The sequence below is a fragment of the Wolbachia endosymbiont (group A) of Cydia strobilella genome (assembly GCF_964026745.1).
GTDB classification, from domain to species: domain Bacteria; phylum Pseudomonadota; class Alphaproteobacteria; order Rickettsiales; family Anaplasmataceae; genus Wolbachia; species Wolbachia pipientis.
On the sequence record NZ_OZ034694.1, the window covers coordinates 245920 to 268330 of the forward strand.

The 22411-nt window shown below is 35.4% G+C and carries 22 protein-coding genes and 1 tRNA gene; 16 read left to right on the forward strand and 7 right to left on the reverse strand.

The window, feature by feature from the left end; genetic code table 11:
• The first annotated feature begins 24 nt into the window (after positions 1 to 24).
• The 4 genes from AAGD76_RS01175 to AAGD76_RS01190 all read left to right on the forward strand — a co-directional run bounded on the left by AAGD76_RS01175 (position 25) and on the right by AAGD76_RS01190 (position 1068).
• Entirely contained in the window at positions 25 to 327 is a 303-nt protein-coding gene (locus AAGD76_RS01175) for a transposase (RefSeq protein ID WP_209472831.1), read from the forward strand.
• 71 nt (positions 328 to 398) lie between these two features.
• Positions 399 to 746 carry an IS3 family transposase gene (locus tag AAGD76_RS01180; protein WP_082246251.1) on the forward strand — a complete coding sequence of 116 codons (348 nt, stop codon included), beginning with the start codon at positions 399 to 401 and terminating at the stop codon, positions 744 to 746.
• Between the two features lie 3 nt (positions 747 to 749).
• Entirely contained in the window at positions 750 to 911 is a 162-nt protein-coding gene (locus AAGD76_RS01185; protein ID WP_010082071.1) for a DDE-type integrase/transposase/recombinase, read from the forward strand.
• The gene (locus AAGD76_RS01190) at positions 904 to 1068 is read left to right on the forward strand and encodes an IS3 family transposase (protein ID WP_010082072.1); all 165 of its coding nucleotides are present in this window, start codon (positions 904 to 906) and stop codon (positions 1066 to 1068) included. The genes AAGD76_RS01185 and AAGD76_RS01190 overlap by 8 nt, the downstream gene beginning before the upstream one ends.
• 100 nt (positions 1069 to 1168) lie before the next feature.
• Here the strand turns inward: AAGD76_RS01190 and AAGD76_RS01195 are convergent, their stop codons facing one another.
• The 3 genes from AAGD76_RS01195 to dnaG all read right to left on the reverse strand — a co-directional run bounded on the left by AAGD76_RS01195 (position 1169) and on the right by dnaG (position 5521).
• On the reverse strand, positions 1169 to 2251 hold the full coding sequence (locus AAGD76_RS01195; protein WP_174515936.1) for an efflux RND transporter periplasmic adaptor subunit: 1083 nt from the start codon (positions 2249 to 2251) through the stop codon (positions 1169 to 1171).
• 201 nt (positions 2252 to 2452) lie between these two features.
• A complete protein-coding gene (locus tag AAGD76_RS01200; protein WP_174515935.1) occupies positions 2453 to 3535 on the reverse strand; it encodes a Fic family protein in 1083 nt (360 codons plus the stop codon).
• Between the two features lie 237 nt (positions 3536 to 3772).
• Positions 3773 to 5521, reverse strand: a complete 1749-nt coding sequence (gene dnaG / locus AAGD76_RS01205; protein WP_341820238.1) for a DNA primase — start codon at positions 5519 to 5521, stop codon at positions 3773 to 3775.
• A 574-nt stretch (positions 5522 to 6095) separates the two neighbouring features.
• On the opposite strand from dnaG, the gene AAGD76_RS01210 reads away from it, so the two are divergent.
• Together AAGD76_RS01210 and ubiG are read left to right on the forward strand one after the other, a co-directional pair.
• A complete protein-coding gene (locus AAGD76_RS01210) occupies positions 6096 to 6323 on the forward strand; it encodes a hypothetical protein (protein ID WP_233406915.1) in 228 nt (75 codons plus the stop codon).
• Positions 6324 to 6421: 98 nt separating this feature from the next.
• The gene (gene ubiG, locus AAGD76_RS01215) at positions 6422 to 7597 is read left to right on the forward strand and encodes a bifunctional 2-polyprenyl-6-hydroxyphenol methylase/3-demethylubiquinol 3-O-methyltransferase UbiG (RefSeq protein WP_264329562.1); all 1176 of its coding nucleotides are present in this window, start codon (positions 6422 to 6424) and stop codon (positions 7595 to 7597) included.
• Between the two features lie 11 nt (positions 7598 to 7608).
• Here ubiG and AAGD76_RS01220 read toward each other — a convergent pair whose 3' ends face one another.
• Entirely contained in the window at positions 7609 to 8031 is a 423-nt protein-coding gene (locus AAGD76_RS01220) for a TrbC/VirB2 family protein (RefSeq protein ID WP_341820239.1), read from the reverse strand.
• Between the two features lie 157 nt (positions 8032 to 8188).
• Here AAGD76_RS01220 and metG point away from each other — a divergent pair, with 157 nt between their 5' ends.
• A complete protein-coding gene (metG, locus tag AAGD76_RS01225) occupies positions 8189 to 9826 on the forward strand; it encodes a methionine--tRNA ligase (protein ID WP_264374186.1) in 1638 nt (545 codons plus the stop codon).
• A gap of 73 nt (positions 9827 to 9899) precedes the next feature.
• On the opposite strand, the gene AAGD76_RS01230 is transcribed toward metG, so the two are convergent.
• Complete coding sequence (locus tag AAGD76_RS01230; RefSeq protein ID WP_341820241.1) at positions 9900 to 11042, reverse strand: hypothetical protein; 1143 nt, start codon at positions 11040 to 11042, stop codon at positions 9900 to 9902.
• Positions 11043 to 11129: 87 nt separating this feature from the next.
• Positions 11130 to 12581, reverse strand: a complete 1452-nt coding sequence (locus AAGD76_RS01235) for a replicative DNA helicase (RefSeq protein ID WP_141456959.1) — start codon at positions 12579 to 12581, stop codon at positions 11130 to 11132.
• A 114-nt stretch (positions 12582 to 12695) separates the two neighbouring features.
• Here AAGD76_RS01235 and AAGD76_RS01240 point away from each other — a divergent pair.
• The 4 genes from AAGD76_RS01240 to AAGD76_RS01255 all read left to right on the forward strand — a co-directional run bounded on the left by AAGD76_RS01240 (position 12696) and on the right by AAGD76_RS01255 (position 15344).
• Positions 12696 to 12778: transfer RNA gene (locus AAGD76_RS01240), tRNA-Leu, on the forward strand.
• Between the two features lie 24 nt (positions 12779 to 12802).
• Positions 12803 to 13399 (forward strand): RDD family protein, encoded by a 597-nt coding sequence (locus AAGD76_RS01245; protein WP_341820244.1) that lies wholly within the window; start codon positions 12803 to 12805, stop codon positions 13397 to 13399.
• 702 nt (positions 13400 to 14101) lie between these two features.
• Positions 14102 to 14776, forward strand: coding sequence for a RadC family protein (gene radC, locus AAGD76_RS01250; protein ID WP_010962534.1), 675 nt, complete (start codon positions 14102 to 14104; stop codon positions 14774 to 14776).
• Positions 14777 to 15053: 277 nt separating this feature from the next.
• Complete coding sequence (locus AAGD76_RS01255; protein WP_264705105.1) at positions 15054 to 15344, forward strand: GIY-YIG nuclease family protein; 291 nt, start codon at positions 15054 to 15056, stop codon at positions 15342 to 15344.
• 224 nt (positions 15345 to 15568) lie between these two features.
• Here the strand turns inward: AAGD76_RS01255 and AAGD76_RS01260 are convergent, their stop codons facing one another.
• The gene (locus AAGD76_RS01260; protein WP_341820245.1) at positions 15569 to 18907 is read right to left on the reverse strand and encodes a UvrD-helicase domain-containing protein; all 3339 of its coding nucleotides are present in this window, start codon (positions 18905 to 18907) and stop codon (positions 15569 to 15571) included.
• An 81-nt stretch (positions 18908 to 18988) separates the two neighbouring features.
• Here AAGD76_RS01260 and AAGD76_RS01265 point away from each other — a divergent pair, with 81 nt between their 5' ends.
• The 5 genes from AAGD76_RS01265 to holA all read left to right on the forward strand — a co-directional run bounded on the left by AAGD76_RS01265 (position 18989) and on the right by holA (position 22344).
• Positions 18989 to 19855 (forward strand): 4-(cytidine 5'-diphospho)-2-C-methyl-D-erythritol kinase, encoded by an 867-nt coding sequence (locus AAGD76_RS01265; protein ID WP_209472850.1) that lies wholly within the window; start codon positions 18989 to 18991, stop codon positions 19853 to 19855.
• A gap of 3 nt (positions 19856 to 19858) precedes the next feature.
• On the forward strand, positions 19859 to 20224 hold the full coding sequence (locus AAGD76_RS01270; protein ID WP_265023265.1) for an Mth938-like domain-containing protein: 366 nt from the start codon (positions 19859 to 19861) through the stop codon (positions 20222 to 20224).
• A 1-nt stretch (position 20225) separates the two neighbouring features.
• Positions 20226 to 21035: a metal ABC transporter permease gene (locus AAGD76_RS01275; protein ID WP_341820246.1), complete on the forward strand. Its 810-nt coding sequence runs from the start codon at positions 20226 to 20228 to the stop codon at positions 21033 to 21035.
• Positions 21036 to 21208: 173 nt separating this feature from the next.
• The gene (locus AAGD76_RS01280; protein WP_341820248.1) at positions 21209 to 21346 is read left to right on the forward strand and encodes a hypothetical protein; all 138 of its coding nucleotides are present in this window, start codon (positions 21209 to 21211) and stop codon (positions 21344 to 21346) included.
• A 5-nt stretch (positions 21347 to 21351) separates the two neighbouring features.
• Positions 21352 to 22344, forward strand: coding sequence for a DNA polymerase III subunit delta (gene holA / locus AAGD76_RS01285; protein ID WP_341820249.1), 993 nt, complete (start codon positions 21352 to 21354; stop codon positions 22342 to 22344).
• Positions 22345 to 22411: the final 67 nt, after the last annotated feature.

A 22411-nucleotide genomic window follows, 5' to 3' on the forward strand; every position in this document is an offset into this window, starting at 1 on the left:
AAATAAAATTTTGGAGGATTAGAAATGGTAAGAGAATATACGGCAGAATTCAAATTGGAAGCTGTTAAACTGGCAAATGAACAAAGAAAGGCAGGTCAAACAATTACAAAAATAGCAAGAGATTTAGGAATAAAGGGTGGTTTATTAGGAAAATGGATGAAGAAATATAACGAAAAAAAGTCAGCGGCAAATGCATTTCCAGGTAGAGGTAACATGGCTCCTTACGACAAAGAGAGGTTTGATTTACAAAGCAAGAGTAACAAGGGAAAGAGACATTTAAAAAAAAGCCCTGGCCAGTCAAAAAGAGTAAAATATTTTTTTATATAGTAACTGCTATAAAGTACAGGAATTATGTAGGATTTTCTGCTAGTGGCTACTATAAGTGGACCACAAGAAAAATAAGCAGTAGAGAATCAGCAAATAAAGAGCTACTCGAAGCTATTCAAAAAATATATCAAGTTTCTAAATGTAGATATGGAGCTCCTAAAATTCATGCTGAATTGAAGGCTTTGGGTAAAAGTTGCAATTTGAAAACGGTGCAAAGTATTATGCAGAAAAATGACATCAGGGCTATACTGAGAAGAAAGTTTAAAATTAAAAAACAACAAACAGATAATAGAGCTGTAGCTCCCAATATACTAGATCAAAACTTTATTGTTGATCAACCAAATAAAGTATGGGATTACTTACATCAAAACCAAGGAGGGATGGCTATATTTGGCAGCAATAATTCTCACGTATGGTAGTTAATGAGTAGTGCAATAAATAAACAATTGGTTATGAACTCTTTATTAATGGCCATTAATAGGCGTAAACCTGTTAAAAATCTACTGCTGCACAGTGACCAAGGTTCACAATATACTGCGCAAGGGTATCAATATCTCTTAGCTGTAAAGAATATAGATGAGTAATAAAGGCTGTTGTTACGACAATTCTGTTGCAGAAAGCTTCTTTAGCTCATTGAAAAGAGAAATACTTATTGATACTTCACAACACTCTGCTCAACAAACTAGAACTGCAATATTTGAATACATAGAAATTTTTTATAACAAACAACGTCACTATTAACTATTGCATTCCAGAACAATTTGATGCATCATTCTTTTTGTAAAAAACATTCCACACTTTCTTTCCACTTTTTCTGGGTAAGGTCAAAGGATCTTATGTCTTAAACCTTATCACCAGGCTTAACAAATAGGTGGCCCAATACTATTAACTTTATGGGTTTATCTTCGTTATTTGCTACTATCCAAACCCCATCGCTCTCATGATCAACAATTTCTATTGGTGCAAATACTACATAATTATTGTCATCAACAATCTTTATTCCAAGAGCACCCTCGTCACTTAAGCTCAGGGCTGAAGAAGGAACTTTATATGCAAATCTTTCGCCTGAAGGTAGCCTTACGTTGGCAGTTAGTCCCTGCAAGGATATCATTTTATTATTAGTTACCTTTACTTCTACCCTATAAGACCCAGTTTTAGGCTCAGCAATTTTACTAATAAAACTTACTTCACCTGCCAATTCTTTTCCGTCCAGCAAATTAATTTGAGCTGTGCTGCCTAGCTCTATTTTATTTACTTCATTTTCCGAAACGTATAACACTACAAGAATTTGATCGAAATTAACCACGTCAGCTATTTTTTGCCCAGCATTAACAAAATCCCCTTCGTTTGCATTGATTTTATCAATATAACCATCTATAGGAGATGTGACTGCAGTATTTTCTAAATCCAATTCTAGCCTTTTTAGGTCAGCTTTTGCACTTTGTAACGCAGTAAAAGCTGCTTCTACTTGTATTTGTGCCCCATAGCCTTTTTTATTCAGTTTGTGAGAGGAATCATACTCAATTTCACGCTGCTTTAATAAAGCTTTGGCTTTCTGAGCTTGCTCAATCCTGTCATAATCTTCTATCTTTAACACTACATCATCTCTTTTTACCTTTTCACCATCAGGTAAATAAATAGCAATAATCTTACCACTTATTTTTGAGACAAGGCTAGCTCTATGTAAGGGATTTACTGTACCAGAAAAATTTAAATATATAGTGCGGTTTTGCGGCGCACATTCTTGAGTTTTTACTGAAAAGCTACTAGTTGCATTATCGCTATGAACCGCCTGATCTTTTTTTAAAAATGCACTACTGATAAAAAACAGTAGAATAAAAGCAATACTGGAAATGATGATTACTTTATTTCTCATCTTTAAACAATAGAATTTGTTGACCAATCTTGTTAGAAACAACTGCATAAATTTTCGAATCAGAAATGTAAGTATAATACATGTACCATTGTCACTCCATAAATAGTTTTATATGAGAACAAACACAAGATTTTCCTATAATAAGTAAGTTTTTTATTGCTAAAATGCAATTTTTAATCGAATAAAATTGCAAACAAAGTTGTGCATAAGACTGGATTTAAAAAAATCTCGAAAAACATACTAAAACTTTTAAATAATAACTTTATATCTAGTGGCTTTGCCTTCTCCAAGACGCTGTAAGTATTTCATCCCTAGCAGTTTCTTTGTAATTGCCTCTACTGTTCTTGGAGGAAATCCTAGAGCTTCTATAGCATCTTTTCTACTAAATTCTTTATCTGCAAGGCTAAGTGCCCATTCCCAGAAGAATAATTGTTTTCTTGATAATAAATATTCAGTATTCTCCCTCTCAAGAATATAATGCGCCTCATTTGCTTGCGTTTTGAGCACATTAAGAAAAAATATTAACCATGGGGAAATATCTTCTTTGCTACTTTTCCAGCTACTTTGTGTTTTATTAAGCGCTAAATAGTAATCAAGTTTGTTAGTTTCAATTATCTTTTCATGTGATACAATAGATACAAAATCATAACCCTGCTGCAACAGCATTAAATTAGTCATCAATCTACTAGTTCTGCCATTCCCATCTTGAAAAGGGTGTATTGCCAGATACTCAAAAACAAAGTTAGCAATAATAATAAGAGGATGCTTAAATTTATTATTTAAGGACCAGTGATACCAATCAATAAGCTCTTGTACTTCCTTTCTAACAAGGTAAGGTGGTGTGGGATCAAAAATTATACCAACAACTTTTCCATTCTGATCTTTTGCCTCAACTCTATTAGAACTTGCTTTGTATTTTCCTCTATGATACAAATCTTTTTCACTATAAAGTAGCATCTGGTTGTTAATGTGCAATATTGATGACTCACTAATTGGAATATCCGTATAATCATGAAATATTAGTTTAAGCATTTCTAAGTAGCCAGCAATTTCTTGCTCATCTCTATTTTTAAATTTTTTGACACGTAGGTTTTTATATAGATCCTCAACTTCTTTATCGGTTAGACGATTTCCTTCAATACGGTTAGAAGCGCCAGAAGATGTAACAATAACTGAATGAGTTAATCTTTCAATTGTTTGTGGTAGTAGTTTTTTCGTTATCTGCCAGCTATTTTTAACACTATCAACTGCAGTAATTAACTCGTACACTTGCTCAATTACAGGCCCTTCTAGGTTGAGACGCGTACTAAGACGAAAATTCTTCCAGTTCATATTCTTCTCACATGCATATTATGTGAGATAATGTGAGATAATGTGATAAAAGTCAATAGTAAACTTTATATGCACAGCAGAGCTAACTACAAAAATTATACATTTTCAAGTGATCCTAACCATATCAAAAACTACAGGGCAAAGCTGTTAGAGGAAGGCTTAATTAGTTAAAAATTTCAATCTTATGTAAAATATTGTCTTATTTTGTAATTTTCTTGTTGACTAACGAGACGATATCTACTTTTCAATAAACTCCATTTGCATTTCTTGTATACTGCTTTCTATTTGCTTTATTTGTTCTATCAACCTTTCCTCTAAGTCAAGATTACCGCTCAGCCTCGCTTCGGTTCTTTCTTTTCGTAATGCATTTAACTCTTTTAGTAACACTATATTATTCCACACAATTTCTGCAGATTTTCTCTCGTTCAGTTGGCTATTTAGTACACTAGTTTTTTCAAATACATACTTTATAACGTTAAACTGTTTCAATTCTTGTAACAAAGCCTCTTTATCGAGTTTGCTTTTGTTACTTATTACATCAATTATACGCTGTTGTAATCTTTTCATCTCATTAGTAAATTCAAAATGAGAAAATTGCTCAAAAAATATAGGACGGTTCAAGATTTCAGGAAATTCTACGGCTATACGCAAAATTACGGCCTGATTTTGCTCTGCTTCAATTAGCTCTGGAGACTTGTTATGAAGATACTCACCTTTTGTTGCTCTAGTTTTACTATTAAAAATCTGTTTTTTGAAGCTACTTCTTAGTTCACTAGCCTTATTGTAAAAATAATCTCTGTAATACCTTCTAATACTGCTGTTGCTAATAGCATTTACATATTCCATGAACTTGTGCTCAAGAATTGAATATTTTTCCGGAGCAAGTTTTTCATAATTTTGCAAATTGCTATCGATTATGTGATGCCATAAATATTCAGAATGCAGTTTTGTTGAATGGTCAAGAGCAGTCAACACGTCTTCTTTCTTGTATGCCAGTTCGTTACATATATCGTATGGATCTTTATTACTTGGCAAAGTCACAAACTTTAACGTGTATCCAGGCTCTAATATTGGCAGAGCAAGTTCTGCAACTCGAGTAGCAGCATGACGTCCAGCACTATCGCCATCCATACAGATGGAGATTTCTTTAGCAAATCTCCATAGATTTTTTATCTGTTCTGCAGAAATTGCGGTACCAAGCGGAGCAACTGCATTACTAATTCCTGCTTGATGTAGCGCTATAGCGTCCATATATCCTTCAACAACGAGTATGTGCTGTTTTTTACGTATTTCGCTTAAAGCAAAGTTTAATCCGTATAAATTCTCCCTCTTCTTGAAGAGCTGACTCTCTGGACTGTTTAAATATTTCGGCTGTTGCTCAGAACTTAGCGCACGTCCGCCAAAACCAATAACTCTCCCTGCAATGCTCTGTATAGGAAATATCAGCCGGTCATAAAAATAATCATGAAAATTTTTGTTTACTAATCCAATATCAATTAAAATTTTGTCTTCAATACCTGAAGAGTTTAAATACTCTTTCAAACCAGAGCTTGGTGCATAACCTATCTTAAATTTATCTATGATTTTAGGTAAAATCTTACGCTGCTTTAAATAATCTACAACACCTTGATTTTTTTGTGCAAACCAATTTGCAGCTAAATCAAGCGCTAAAAATAGTTTATTGTCCTCTTTTGTAATACTAAGATTTTTGGGCAGTTCAACACCTGTAACCGATGCTAATTTTTCCAATGCTTCTTTAAAGCTTAATCCTTCAGTTTGTGAAATAAATTCAAATGCATCACCACTAGCTAAGCAACCAAAACAGTAATATAACCCCTTAGTATTGCTCACCGAAAAAGATGGGGTTTTTTCGTTATGAAATGGACAGAGCCCAACAAAACTATCTCCTCTTTTTATTAGCCTGACTTTTTTACCTACTATGTCAGATAATAATAATTTTGATTTTATAATATCTATATGATCCATCTTGTTAAATTAGTAGTAGGATAAAAATTATATAGAATTTATATACATCTGACTCGAAATTTATTTCTATAACTAAAGCAATTTAGATTTACCGACAATGTAGCTATACAAATTCAAGAGCAATCCTGTCATCCAGGTAGCCCACAGAAACAAAAAACTTCCTTGACAAACCTCGCCAGCGCCCTTATCATGAAACTGAAGCTATTTATTTATCTTCTCTGTACAGATTAAATGACAAAAAAACTCAACGTATCTGGCGTCTCATGTTTAATTTTTTGCACTATGTGCACCTTATGTCTTTATCAAATTTCCGGGTTTTGACCTACACAAGCTGAAATACGCTTATAAAGCATTTAAAACATTAAAAAACGCCAACTTAAAAAATGGATAGTGAATAACTAGCTACCCTAGGGTTTCTTTTGCCTTTTTTTCTGTTTAGTAAATTTCTTAACGTTTATAATTTAGATTAGTTGCGGCTTAAAAGCAGCTAAATCGCGGTTATTAAGTGTTTAGAATAAAAAAACGCCATACTTGAAAGTATAATGTAAGTAATTAGCCAACCACGGGGCTTCTTTTGCCTTTTTTTTCGTTTGGTAAATTTCTTAATATTTATACAGAAGGTGTCATTCCAGTGCTTGACACTGGAATCCAGTTCTTATTATACAGCTATCTGGTGTACTTATTTAAAATTAAGTTTTCTGGATCTCAGTGCCAAAGCACTGGGATGACACCCTTCCTGGCGGAGATTATTCTCAAATCACAATGTTCGTACAGTTGTGGAATGAATTGCGGTATGACGTAGGAAAACCTTAGCTATAGCTTTAGAACTCCCAAAAGGTCAGAAGCATTGAATGACTTGACAGAAAGTTCAAACCCATATAAAATGTCCTTATTTCTTATATGTTAGGTATAGTATCAATTGCCTCAGATCATGCTGGTTATGAATTAAAATCAGAAATAAAACCTTACCTGGAAGCCCTAGGTTACAGAGTAGTAGATCAAGGCTGCACTGCTAAGCAAAAGTGTGTAGATTACCCAAACTATGCTGTTAAAGTTGTAGAAGATATAACAAGCAAAAAAGCAAATTATGGGATATTAATTTGTGGTACAGGTTTGGGCATGAGTACTGTGGCAAATCGTTTTGAAGGAATCTACGCTGCTTTATGTAACAGTGTTGAGATCGCAAAATTAGCTCGCGAGCATGGCAACGCAAATGTACTGTGTCTTGGTGCAGGATTTACTGCGAGTGGATTAGCAAAAGACATAGTCAAACAATTCCTCGAAACAGAATTTTCAAAAGAAAGCAGACATAAAAAACGCCTTGATAAACTCAGCAATATAACCTCTAAGAAAAAAAAAACAAAAACTTATAACGAAGATGAAATATCAAAATTCGCTAAAATGGCAGGCCAGTGGTGGGATGAGAACGGCAAATTCAAACCATTGCACATGATGAATCCTGTTAGAGTATCTTACATTATTGAGAAAATAAAAGAGTTAAAAAAATGCAATTTGAAAGAATTATCATTGCTTGATGTTGGATGCGGTGGTGGCATTTTGTCAGAGTCAATGGCACGCGTTGGCATTAACGTTGTGGGAATAGATGTATGTGAAGAAAACATAAAAGTAGCGCATTCACATGCAAAAAAAGTAGGGTTAAATATAGAATATATACACACCAGCATTGAAGAGCTAAGCAATGACAAGAAGTACGACGTGGTTCTGTTGATGGAAGTAGTTGAACATGTGGATAATTTAGAGCTTTTCATGAAAAAAGCGATAGAACTGCTAAAACCGAATGGGCTGATATTTATATCCACAATAAATAGAACTATCAAATCCTTCTGCCTTGCAATAATTGGTGCAGAGTACATATTAAATTGGCTGCCAAAAGGTACACATAACTGGAATAAATTTCTCAAGCCGTCAGAAATTGCAAATCACTTAAGAGAAAATAATGTAACGCTGCAAAACATGGCTGGCATGGAGTACAACGTAATAAAGCGTGAGTGGAATCTAACTAAAGGCGTGGATGTTAATTATATACTCTGCGGTTTGTTAGATTTAACTCTATAAAAGCACCATTTTCACTTCCAATACTTTGAAGGATCTTGGCCAGCTTTTATACAGTAGCCTTTATTAGTTAGCGCCCAACCGGAACGACAAGCATAACCTGTACCTACACGTTCATATCCAGGAGCAGCAACACACTTTCCATTCTCCAAGGTTTGACCTTTAAAAAGACAACAAACTTCTTTTTCTGTTACCTTTGTTACAATTTGAGGAGCACCAAAAAACACAGCAACAAACATACCCAGTGCGAAAAGTGCAGGCCAAGGCATTCTGCCAAGTATTGCAAGTAAGCTTGAACCAATTATTACCACTGTAATCATTGGTCCACCTATTCCATGAACGTAACCTATTACATTACACATTACATCTGTTGCTCCATCAGTGTGTGCATCAAATGCATAGAAAACTATAAATAGAATTACAAGAAAATTTCTCATTGTTCTTTCAATAATCATGCCTGATTGTTTCTTATTTTAATAAAATTTCAGTAAATAGCTTTTTTCAAAAATTATGCTTAACCCAATCAATATTTATTTATTACTGCCTTTTTAATACTATAATTAACTCAGTTGATTTTTATCAAAATGCTAAACCATGGAACAATTCGAGAACTTTTACATCACCACGCCAGTATATTACGTAAACGATAAGCCGCATATTGGTCATGCATACACTTCTCTCTTGTGTGACGTGGTGGCAAGGTTCATGAAACTAGCTGGGAAAAATGTCAAATTTACCACTGGTACAGATGAACATGGACAAAAAATAGAAAAAGCAGCTAAAGCAAAGGAAATGCAGCCAAAAGAATTTACAGATGAAGTGAGCGTTTCATTTAAAGAATTGGCTAAGTTCATGAATTTTGAGTATGACGATTTTATTCGCACTACGGAGGAACGTCACAAAAAAGCAGTTATAGCTTTATGGAATAGACTTGAAGAGAGAGGGCAAATATATTTGGATTCCTATTCGGGTTGGTATTCAGTTCGTGATGAAGCATTTTATCAGGAGTCAGAGCTGATAGATGGCAAAGCACCAACAGGTGCTGAGGTCCAGTGGATAAAAGAAGAGAGTTATTTTTTTCGCTTATCAAACTGGCAAGAAAAACTACTGGAACTCTATAAAAATCAGCCAAGTTTTATCTTTCCTGAGAGCAGAAGAAATGAAGTGATATCGTTTGTAAGATCAGGGCTCATTGACCTCTCAATCTCTCGCACTAGTTTTAACTGGGGAATAAAAGTACCAGGTAATGACAAACACGTAATCTATGTCTGGATAGATGCATTAACCAATTATCTTACATCAATAGGTTTCCCTAGTACTGAAGGTGAGGAATATAAGAGGTTTTGGGCAGAACCAGAAACACAGATTCCAGTGTCAAGCACTGGAATGACACCAAACCAAGGGAAAACGCAGATTCCAGTGTCAAGCGCTGCAAACCTAGCTGACAACTCTTTCAACGTTCATGTAATCGGTAAAGACATATTGCGCTTTCATGCTGTATATTGGCCAGCGATTCTCCTTGCAGCAGACCTGCCACTGCCAAAACAAATTGCAGTTCATGGTTGGTGGTTGAACGAGGGAGAGAAAATATCCAAGTCCCTTGGTAATGTCATAGATCCAATTGGCCTCGCTCAAGAGTTTGGTGTTGATCAGCTACGCTATTTTCTCCTTCGGGAAGCAAGCTTCGGCCAAGATGGCAACTTTAGTAAGAAAAATATGATCAGCCGGATAAATTCAGAACTGGCAAACAACATAGGCAATTTAGTACAAAGAACAATTTCATTTTTACACAAGCAATGTTCTGGAATTGTACCAACAATCGATCAAAGCCTACTTAAAGGTGAAGAAAGTCTTCCAGGTTGCAAAGCTATACTCGATCAAGTGATGAATCACCTATCAAAGTATGAATTTAACCATATCATACTTCTAATCATCAACATCTCTTCTGAAGCAAATGCCTACATAGACAAAAGTGCACCCTGGACACTAAGCAAAACTGACAGAGAGCGCATGAATTTAGTAATTTACAAGTTACTGGAATATATCAGGATAATAGGCATTTTATTGCAGCCAATTGTCCCGAGGTCAGCGGAAATGATACTTGATCAACTGCAAATCCCGAAAGAGCAACAAGATTTAAAATCTCTGTGCAACGCATGCGTAAGCTTAGGCATTACGCTGCCTAAACCTACGCCGGTTTTTTTGAGGGTTGATGCTAAAGAGGAGAAATAGTGTAAAAACTATTTCTCCTGGATGGGATTATCTTTAGTTAACAACGGTGCACACCGCTGTCTACATATTCAAGTTAGGTGGCAAGTGCCTTAGTTACTTTAGCAAAATATGGTTTAGTAACATCAGCATCTATCACTACTACTTCAGTCATTGCCGACTTAACCTTTCCTAGGCTCCATGCAAACCAGCCTTGACCATTTTCTTCTTTAGTTGGCTGACTTTCTGGGCTAGAAATCTCAGTACCTTTTTCATCACCAGATTCTGCATCATAAAATACATCCTGATCCTCAGAAAGACTCATTAAATAACTTTTAGCAGCATCAACATTTAAATGATCAGGTTGCTTAGGAACGTTATCAATATTTAAATAATCCAAACTATTAGCTCGTTGCTTTTGCTCACTGGAAAGAACCTCAAGATTTAAATAATCCAAACGAGTTAGTTCTTGCATGCTAGGTTTAGATCCATCTTCACGCTTAAACTGCTCTTCCGGACTAGAAACCTTAGTACCATAAATCCTACTGTACAAGCTGCTTCCAACGCTGTTAAGTGCTCCTCTTACAGATGCAATTGACGCATCATAAGTATTTTTCAAGCCACCTCCAATACCACTAAGTGTTCCTTTTGTAGACTCAGTTGATGGCACATAATTATCGTAAGCATATTTGCCAGAATACAAGACACCATTAACTGCTTCTTTTGCAAACCAAACAGCGCTATTAACTGTTCCTTTTGCAAGCTGAACAGTGCCATCAGCAATTGCCACTTTTAATTTGTCTTCTTCTATCTTTTTATTTTTTTCAGCTAGTTGAGTTTTTTGCTCAGAACTTTTCTGCTTTTGAGTGCGTACTTGATCTTTTAACTTAGAATTTTCTTCCTCTTTAGCTTTTACTTCCGCTTCTTTTTTAGCTAGTTGAGTTTTTTGCCCAGAAATTGTTTGCTCTTGAGCTTTCATTTTATTTTTTAACTCAGAATTTGTTTTGTTCTCACTAATTGCTTTATACGAAAGTGCAATAGCTACAGCAGAAAATACAGCACCACCAATAATAAATGGAAGGCCAACACTTAATGCTGCAACTGGAGCTAAGAAACCAATATAAGGAGCTGCAGCAAACACTCCCGATGCTAACAAAGTTGCAGTAGCCAGAGCACCAGCTATATAATAGGGTACATTGTTTTTATTCATCATCTCACGTATTATAAAATATAATACCATTATAAAAGGATTTTTAAGAAGTTGTCAAGCTATCTTTACATAAAAAAAATAATTGATAAACTTGGGAACAAGAAGATTGCTGCCAAGCTATGAACTATGCCTTTCCGTGTAATCTTTAAATGCACCTCTGTTAGAGTCAAAATATAGCTTCACACTGCCAATTGGTCCATTTCTCTGCTTTGCAATAATGAGCTCTGCAATGTTTCTAATTTTTTCCATTTTCTCTTGCCATTCCCGATGTTTATTGTTTCCTTCATTTGGCTGTTTTCTTAGTTCATAATACTCTTCTCTATAGAGAAACATTACTATATCTGCGTCTTGCTCTATGCTCCCTGAATCACGTAAATCAGAAAGTTGTGGTTTTTTATCATCCCTCTGCTCAACAGAACGAGAGAGCTGAGATAGTGCAACAATGGGAATATTTAGCTCCTTTGCAATTGCTTTCAAACCCTGCGTCACTTCCGAGATTTCTTGCACTCTATTTTCATTACTCCTTTTTGTTGTTCCTCTGATTAGCTGCAAATAATCAATGAATACCACTTCTACATTATATAATTGATACAGCAAGCGTATTCTGGTGCGAAGGGCACTAATTGATAGCGCAGGGGTGTCATCTATGATGAAAGGCAGTTCAGATAATTCTGTACTAGTATTGATAAATTCATGCAATTCAAAATCACTAATTCTCCCGGTTAATGCCTTATAATAACTAATTCCTGAATCTATAGTGATCAGCCTTGCAGTTAATTGCTCTGCTGACATTTCAAGTGAGAAAAACGCTACATGGTGTTGTTTATCTGCTCTTTTTTGCAACATCTTACAAGCATTAAGTGCGATGTTTAGCGCCAATGCTGTTTTACCCATAGAAGGCCTTGCAGCTAGGATTAATAGGTCAGATTTCTGCAAACCACCAAGAAGTTGATTTAGATCTTGAAGTCCGGTTGTAACGCCTAGCGCTTCTGGATTATTTTTCAGTGTGCTGATCTTCTCAACTACATCTTTAATTGAACTTGCAAGTTTTATATATGTTTTCTCACCTTGTTTTTTTACTGCCAAATTGAACAATTTTGTCATTGCTTGTTCAATTTGCGCCTGTGCAGGATTTTCAATATCGTAGTTGTAGCTATCACCAACTATTTCTTGCCCGAGCTTGATTAAACATCTCCTTAAGTAAGTATCACGGATTATTCTAGTCAAACTATAAATATCAAGTGCAATACTTGCCTTCGCTGCAAGCTTTGCTAAGTACTCTACCCCGCCACACTCGGTAAACGCTTGGTCGTTCTCAAAAAACATTTTGAGGCTCAGTTCATTGGCAACTATACCGTGTTTCCTGGTTTTAGATATTTGCGTAAAAATACTTTGATGCAGTGGATCATAGAAATTTTCTGCTGTAATTGTGTCTTCAACTGCATCACAGATTCTATTATCACGAATCATTGCACCAATAAGCATCTGTTCAGCTTCTAAATTATGCGGTAATTTACATATTTCCTTATCTACACTTCTTGAACTGAGGAGATTGGCTAATTCATTCATTTTAAGTTTTGAGAGTAACTGTTGATTATTGTAGAATATTTAGTCCTCATTTGAAAGATGTAAAGGCAAAAAAATTTGACTAATTCCGTGTTGCCTATAGCATTAAAACTTAATGCCCCTGTGGTGGAATGGTAGACACGGCAGACTCAAAATCTGTTGCTTGCAAAAGCATGCTGGTTCAAGTCCGGCCAGGGGCACGTTAAATATTGGAAAGTGTATATATGTTACATAAATTTTTTGATCGTTTATTCTCTATTTTTTCTTCTATAAATGTTATTCAAAAGGTAAAGAAAGACGAAAATGGAATATGTTATGTAACGGGCCTCAGGCGCTATATATCAGTATTGCTTGATTTAATTATTATCGTTTTGTTCTTGCAGTTTTGCAGCCAAGCCTTAAATCAGCTCTTTATGAACTCAGAGGATAGCAAAATATTAAGTCAAATTGCTGCAAAATCCCCAATGCAAGCACCACTGTCTGCGGAAGAAAAGACAACGCAGAGTAGACTTATAAAATTACTAATCCTAAATCAAATAGTCCAGTTTATTATGCTCTTTTGCTATGTAATATATATGTGGGTAAGGTTTGCTGCTACACCTGGAAAACTATTACTTGGGCTTAGAGTTGTGGATGCACAAACTTTCGAAAAGATAACTTTAAGACAAGCAACAAAGAGATTTTTTTCCTTTATATTGTCAGTTGCACCATTATTCTTGGGCTTTTTATGGTCAAATTTCAACAAACGCTGTCAAACTTGGCACGATAAGATCGCAGGCACAGTGGTTGTCACGGGTAAAAGCCTTAGAAGGCAGAGCTAAAAACTACTTGACACCCTTCGCCAGCCCCTTTATCATGATACTGAAGGTATTCAGTTATCTTCATCTGTGCAGATTAAACAGCAAGAAAACAACGTAGTTGCGTCTTATTTTTAATTTTTTGCACTATGTGCACCTTATGTCTTCACAACATTTCTGGGTTTTTACCTATATAAGCTGAAACGCGCTTATAAGTCGTTTAAGACAGTATAGTACGCCAATTTGCAGGATTAGAGAGTGACAACTAGCTAACGCGGGGTTTCTTTTGCCTTTTTTTCTGCTTAGTAAATTTCTTAAACATTTAAACTAAGGTGAGTTGCGTTTAAAAGCAGCTAAATTGCAGTGTTTAAGATTTAAAAAACGCCAAATACTGAAAATAGACAATGACTAGGGCTTCTTTTGCCTTTTTTTTCATTTGGTAAATTTCTTAATGTTTGTAGCTAAACGACAACCGTCATCCCTGTAAAGATCAAGTATCCCGCTACTTGTTAGCGGGATCTCTTGTTAGCGGATGAGATACCGCGAATGAATCGCGGTATGACGGTCTGCGGCGGTATGATGTAGAGCTCGCGTCAGCTACTTTCATGACACCATTTGCTGTCTTTAAAAATGAATGTTCTTACAATTGTGCGTCATGCGCTTTATTAAATATTTTACTTAAAAATCTAATTTCTTATTATACAAGAGATAAGCAATTCATTGATGATGAAAAATTACAAAAAGGGGCATAGAAAGCGCCTAAGAGAGAAAATTATTTTAGATAATGGACAATCATTACTTGATTATGAAGTTTTAGAGCACATTTTATATTCAGCATATAGTAGAATTGATGTAAAACCGGTGGCAAAGAGTTTGATAGAAAGTTTTGGCAGCTTAAATAAAGTTTTTAATGCTGACCTGGAAGCGCTGCAAAACGTTGATGATGTCAGCAATGCAGCGATATCTGCCATCTTTTGTGTAAAACAAGCCTTTGTTCGTTCTGCAAGAGAAGAAATAAAAAACCTGCCTGTAATCGATAACTGGGAAAAATTGCTTGATTATTTAAGAATAAGTATAGGAAGCCTCAATAAGGAAAATTTTCGTGTCATCTATATGAATAAAAAGTATCGTCTAATAGCGGAAGACCTGCAAAATATTGGTACAGTAGATCAAACTCCTCTTTATGTCAGAGAGATCATCAAGCGCGCACTTTTGATTGGTTCAACATCCATTGTAATATCTCACAATCATCCAAGCGGAGATACACAACCTTCAAATAGCGATATATCTCTCACTAGACAACTAGCAGAAGCTTGCCAAAGTATAGGAATAGAATTAATAGACCACATTATTATTACATTCAGTAGCTATTTTAGTTTCAAGGAAAATAGGTTGTTGTGAAAGCCTTTATAGCTACAGTAACTTAGATTTACCGACAATCGTCATTCCGCTACGTGTTAGCGGCTAAGAGATACCGCGAATGAATCGCGGTATGACGTAGATTGCTGTCATCCCGCTGCTTGTTAGCGGCTGAGATACCGCCGCGGTATAGTAACTCGTCATCCCGCTACGTGTTAGCGGGATCTATCCGCGGTGGTATGACGGTAAGTTTTATTGTGGTATGATGGTGTAGTATAATGTTGGTAAACCTCAGTTACTTTAGCTATAAACGATTAAGATGAAGTTATCATATATCTATATACTTACAAATAAAGCTAATAGCACATTATATATTGGTGTAACTGCAAATTTGATCAAGAGGATTTGGGAACGCAAAAACAAAATTGTTTCAGGTTTTACATCAAGATATAATGTAAATAAACTTGTATATTTTGAAGAGTTTGAAGATATAAGTTTAGCTATTGCAAGAGAAAGGCGCCTGAAAGAATGGCCAAGGCAGTGGAAAATTAATTTGATCAATCAAAAGAATCCTAGCTGGATTGACTTATATTACTTAGCTTTAAGATAGCTATGCTGAGATCCCGCTACTTGTTAGTGGCTGAGATACCGCGGCGGTATGACGGTTTGCGGTGGTATGACAGTTAAGTAATTCGTCATCCCGCTACTTGTTAGCGGGATCTATCCGCAGCGGTATGACGTAGGACTGCTGTCATTCCGCTACGTGTTAGCGGCTGAGATACCGCGAATGAATCGCGGTATGACGTAGCAGCTATTTCTTGCAATCAAGTTTCGTTAAAAGTCAGATTGAATGGTTAAATCTTCCACCCAAATAACCACGCACTCTACTTGCTTGTTTGGATATATTTCTTGTACTAAGGTTTTATAGATTAACATCTGTTTTTTTATTTCATTTAATAAGGAAACAGAAACGTTACGGTGTGATTTGTAGTCAATTATGATTGCTTTATCTTGCGTTATGCATAGCCTATCTAGTCGTACTAATGCTGGTTCGCCATCGATTATTCCACTCAGTGTAATCTCTGATTTGCCTCCTAAGTCAAACAAATAGCCATATTTTTCATTAAAGGCCAATATTTTACTGTAAATTTCATCCTTATCTTCACTGATGTTGATGTTATCAAGGTATTTTCTGACCCAATTTTTTCTCCTTTCTTTTTCTATCTTGGGCATATACTGCAATATGCTGTGAATTATTAGGCCTCTTGCATAACCATCTGTCATCCAAGTAGCTGACACTGGGATCCATTCTGCTCCTTCTTTTTCACTGGATTCCAGCGTCACGCGCTGGAATGACATTGATAGGTTTGGCGGAAGGGAAATGACCGGAACGTCAAAATAATCACGTTTTTTATAAATGTAAGGGTAGTTTGCATTCACGCATAATACTTCAACTTTTTCTTTAAATATTGGCTGTAAATCCCTTTGTTTCTTTTCATATGGCTCTCCGTACTTAGTGATTAGATCATACCAAGAGCCCTTTTGCACTGGCTCTTTACTTAAGATGTATAACTCATCTTCAGCACGCGTGAGTGCTACGTATAATAAACGCAAATATTCATTATAATCCTCTAGTTTTTTCTCTCTTTTTACTTGATCGCAATAAGCGTTGTTGTTTTTTCCACACCAAAATGGCACTTCTGTTCCATCAAAGATAATGCTTTCACTGTTTCTTGGCACTGTGTTTGTATCAACCAAAAATACTATGGGAGCTTGCAGACCTTTTGATTTGTGAATTGTCATTATTCGCACAGCATTGCGTTCTGATTGCATATCATTCTTAATCTCCGGATTATTCTTCTTGATCCACTGAACAAGTGCTTGAAGAGATGGATTTTCAAATTGCAACACAAGGTTCATAAATTCGTCTAGAACCTCGAAGCACTCAAGACCTAGCCTTGCAGCAAATTTCTTCTTACCTGTACGCAATATATGTGTAAATAGTGTAAGAGGAGACTCTATGCGAGATAAGTTAATGAGATAGTTTAATTCACTATAGATAACCACAGAATAATCGTGAATTCTTTCCCATAGTGAATGCTCTTTACGGTCGTATGCAATGTTAAATAAATCATCCTCGGTAAAATTGAATAACGGTGATTTTAAAGCATTTGCAAGAGCTAGATCATTTGCCTGGAGGAGTAAAAATTCGGCCAAAGCTATTAAGTCCTGCACGGCTATATAGTCCATAATTCTAAAATAATCTCGGCCTACAACTGGCACATTTGCTTTTTTAAGTTCGCTTATTATGTAATCAACTAACACGTTTCGTTGTCGCACCAAAATCATAATGTCTCTTGGCTCTATATGGCGATCTTTAGCGACTAAAATTCGCCCTTCATTTAACCAATTGTGAATTCTGTTGGCTATTGTTTGAGCAAGTAATCGGTCTGCTATTATATAATTTTCCCTGCATGTCAGAGGAATTTGTAAAGCTTGCTGTTCTTTCTCTTTGCGCCTTGGTAACACTGGCCAAATTTCAATATATCCTTGGTCATTTTCTCTATGTGGAACATGTTTTATTTCATTATCATTAAAAGATATTTCTGCGCGGAAGTTATTAAATATTCTATCTACAAGCATCAAAACTTCTGGAGTTGAACGAAATGACTTTTCAAGTTGGCATGATATCCAATCTCTACCACCAGTTTTCGTATGAAAGTATTGTTGCATATAGTTGAATAGATGGGGATTTGCTCCTTGAAATCTGTATATGGATTGTTTTACGTCACCAACTACAAATAAGGTTCGCTTTTCATCATTACCGGCAAAAAATTCATCGCAGAGATTTGTTATAATTTTCCACTGGCTGATGCTATTGTCTTGTGCCTCGTCAACAAGGATGTGATCTATTTTTTGATCCAAGTTAAACAATATCCAATCTTTATAGTTTGGATTGCTGAGAAGATTTGTTGCTAAGTCAATTATATCATTGTAGTCAAGCAGTGCATTTTTTGATTTTTCACTATTATACAAATCAACATATACTTTAAATACACCAAGTAAGCTACTGGTTCTCTTGAATATTTGATAAGAGTTCATGTCTCTTATATGGGTAAATACTACATTCTGAACGCTCTCTATTATTTGCTCTGCATCTTTGAATTTCTCCAAAATACTTTTTGTTGCAATGGATGATATGCTCTTTTTTTCGTGCGATTCTGATTTTAGAAATACCTTGGCTAGGTTTTCTATTTTGGTGTCATTCCACTTTATTCCGGTGTCATCCGAGTAGCTGACACTGGTTCTTTTTTTCTGGATCCCAGCTGGGATGACAGTAGAATAAAGTATTTCACTATAACTCTGATCTCTTTTACTGCCTTCACTTAATATCTCGGCTAGTCTTTCCACGTGCTCGATTGTTTCACTCTGTAAGTCATGAATTTCATCTGGGGCGCTCAATTTATCTTTGATATATTTCGAATCATTTGCTGATATCGATCTTTTTATACATAAAGTATAAAGCAAATCGCGTAGTTTATTTTCATCAATTTCAGTTGCAATAAGGTTGATATCATCCTGCACGGTTTCGTTATGAAGCACTTTATTGAATATGATGGAATGTAATTCTTTGCATTCGCTCAGCGTGCAATTTGGAGCAATGCCAGCTTCTATAGGAAAGCTGGAGATTAATTTGTAACAGAAAGCGTGTATGGTTTGTATAGTTAGACCAAGATTTTCCAGTTCAGAGAAAAGCCTTCTTGCTCTTGTTAAGTGACGATCAAGTGCTTCATTTTTTCTGGATCCCTCCGTTATCCCAGCACTCTCCTTTGTCATCCCAGTGCTTGACACTGGGATCCATTCTTCCTTTTTTCTGGATTCCAGCGTCACGCGCTGGAATGACACCGATTCCTCACTTAAATGCAAGAGGTCTAGTTGTTCCAGATCCATTATTAATTCACTCTCTGAGCATATTGCCCACTTACTGAGTATGCTGTGAATGCGATTCTCCATTTCGTTTGCTGCAGCATTGGTGAATGTTAAGCAAAGAATATTTCTTTTGTTTTCTAATAAAAGTCTCAATACTCTGTCTATTAAGATTTTTGTTTTGCCTGTACCAGCGGACGCATTTACCCACACAGAGAAATTAGGATTTATGGCATTTGATCTCATCAGAAGTGCGAGAACCTTATAAAAGTTGACTAGAATAGCATTATACATATAATGTAAAAATAGTGTTAGTGAAGATATATAATGAAAAGTTTTTGTGTAAAGGCGCCTGCAAAAATCAATCTTTTTTTGCATGTTGTAGACAAAAAAGAAACAGGGTATCACTTGATTGAAGGTTTATTTGTCTTTGCTAATCTCTCTAATTTTTTGGAAATAAAAGTAGGTGAGAAGGATTCTAGATACGATAACTCTACAGTTGAATTTATAAACTCCGAGTCTAGAATAAATAACCAGTATAACACTGTAATGAAAGCGGTTAATCTGCTGCTTAGGCATGCTCCTGTACGCACTAAAGTCACTGTAAAGGTTGTAAAAAACATACCAATTGCTGCAGGACTTGGTAGCGGATCCTCAGATGCTGGAGCTGTGGTACGTACGCTAGGGAAGCTGTGGGAGATTGATAGGACGATTTTAAATGAAATAGCCTTAAACGTTGGTGCTGATGTTCCCGCAAGCGTAGATAGCAAGCCAGTTTTTGTTAGAGGTATTGGCGAAGAATTATGCCACATTAAAAAATTCTCTTTACCTACAAATGTGGTGCTTGTGAAACCGAAAAAAAGGTTTTTGAGTACACCAGAGGTATTTTCCAAACATGAAGGAAAATTTTCTGAGCCAATTAAATGGAGCGATGACGCTGAAAAGGATTTGTTGAAGTTTCTTAAAGAGACGAGAAACGATCTTCAAGAAATAGCAATAAGCTTTGTACCTGAAATTAAGGATGTGATATCAACACTTGAGTCACAAGAAGGCTCTATACTTTCTCGCATGTCAGGCAGTGGTGTATCATGCTTTGGAATATTCGATAGTGAGGAAAATGCAAAAGCTGCTGCAGTTAATATCGGAAAAAAGCAACCAGAATGGTGGGTATGTGACACTCAATTAATAGTTTGACTTATGGATGTAACTCCCTTAATTTCCGAGAATAAAAATCTTATAAATGGTTACAGGGAAGGAAAATTTTTGGTAAACAATCAAGAATATTATGGCTCAATTATAATTTTTCCTGAAAAGGTGATAAAATTGAAAGAAAGTGATATAAACAGCAAGGAGTATTTTGAATCTTTTTTAACAGAGGAAATAGAAATTTTGTTAATAGGTACTGGTAAAACACGCAATATACTAAGTTCTTCAGTGAAGTCCTATCTTATGGAACAAAAAGGTTTAAATTTTGAATTTATGACAACAGGTTCTGCATGCAGAACCCATAATATTCTGATATCCGAAGATAGATTTGTTGTCAGTTATCTAATAGCCATATAGCATGTTTGAAATGTTTACCCAGGATTTTTTCATCAACAGTCTAGTTGCAGTAGTCGTAATTAGCCTAGTAACAGGCGCTTTAGGATCGTTTATGATATGGCAAAGGTTATCTTATCTTGGTGATAGTTTGTCCCATTCTTCATTGCTCGGTGTTGCACTTGCTTTAATTTTTAAGATTAGCCCATCGCTTAGCATAATGCTCATTGCAATTACATTTGCTATACTACTTTCTCTTAATTTTAACAGATTATATTCTGCTGATACGATATTGAACATTGTTACCAATGTAGTTTTATCATCGAGTTTAATACTTATGTCTTTTCTTCCATCTGGCAATAATAGTATTATTAGCTCACTGTTTGGTGATATATTAACGCTCGATCAAAGTGATATAGTATTGATTTTTTTAACCTCTGCAGTAGTTACTTTGATATTAATATTTAGATGGCGTTATTGGTTAATGATTTCAATTAATCAAGATTTAGCAGTAGTTGAAAAAATTAATGTTACCTTTGTTAGACTAGAATTTTTAATCACTCTTGCTATATTTATAGCAATTGCTGCCCAACTAATAGGAATATTACTCATTGCTGCATTTTTGCTAATACCAGCAGCATCTGCAAGGCTCATTTCGAAAACTCCAATGCAGATGATTATTGTTGCAACAGTTTTTTCTGTGATCTCTGGGATATCAGGTCTCATGTTATCTGCAAGTTTTGATTTGTTAACTGGACCTGCAATTATACTTGTTGCAGCGGTATATTTAATTATCGCTTGTTTTATAAGGCTAGTATTAAGCAGGTTGGCTTAATTTTGATCTCGAATGTTAATAATTTTGTAATATACTCATTATAAAACATCACTATCTTAGCACAAAATAGTTTTTGCTATACTATTATTTATATGCTAATGATAAGTTGTTAATTTTATGGAGTAAGCAATATGAGCGAAGAAGGATTTTTTTCCAAATATATATCTTAACCTGTGAAAAAATTTTATAATTATATTACAGGAAAAACAGAAGAGTCAGATGATGTAGCAGGTGATGTGCATAATATTGCACAAGGAGACTCAGAGTCTTTGGATACTCATGTACAGTCAAATGAGAATGATATCATATAGATAGCATGAGGGTCACACCATCCAAAGTTAAAAAATTCCTAGAGAAACCTGATGCTTTACGTGGTGTGTTAATTCATGGAAGTGATAACAGTAGGGTTGATTTTTATGTACAAGAAATAATTGCTAATTTGGGTGAGTATTCAGTTCAGGTGATGGATTTTGCAATAGTGCATAAGTCACCCAGTTTACTGTTTTCTGAATTGGCAAACGTTTCGATGTTTACCAGCAAAAAATTAATTAAGCTGATAAATGTGAGTGGAGGTATATCCAAGGAGTTAAAAAATGTATTGGATTATAACGCAAGTGGTCATTATGTAATGATGGTAGCAAATGATCTTCCATATAATTCTGCGACTAAAAGTTATATGGAGAGTTCAAAAATTTTTGGTGTGATTGCTTGCTATAAGGACAGCAACAGCAATCTTTATGACATTATATCAAGTTACTTAAAACAAAATGATATAAAATGCACAAATGAGATAATCTACCATTTGCAATCTTACTTTAATCATAGCAAGCTGCCTATATGTTCAGAACTTGAGAAGTTAGTTTTATACTTAGGGGAGAGAAAAGACCTAAAACTTACTGATATAGAATTATGCTTTTCAACTTCCGGCAACGACTATGCTACACTTGATGATCTATGCTCTGCCATAGCAAGTAAAGATATGTCGCGTTTCATTAGAATTTCTGATGCATTGATATCGCAAGAAAATTTTTCACCGATAGCACTAATTCGCATTATATCAAATTATTTCCTACGCCTTGAAAACGTTTTGCTGTCAGTGCAAGGTGGAATGAGTGAGCAGGCTGCGATTGATCAGCTAAGCCCTCCATTGTTTTTTAAACAATTGCAGAGTTTTAAATCTCATTTGAAAAGTTTGCAACTTTCAGAACTTAAGAAGATCTTGGAAAAATTGATAAGCTTAGAAGTTACCTGTAAAAAAACTGATTTAGATAATAAAATGATTTTTCAACATGCACTGACGGGTAGCTGACTACTCGGATCCAGCCTTTCTTATAATTTCATCAAAATGTTGTATTTTAACATAAAATAGCTGCTTT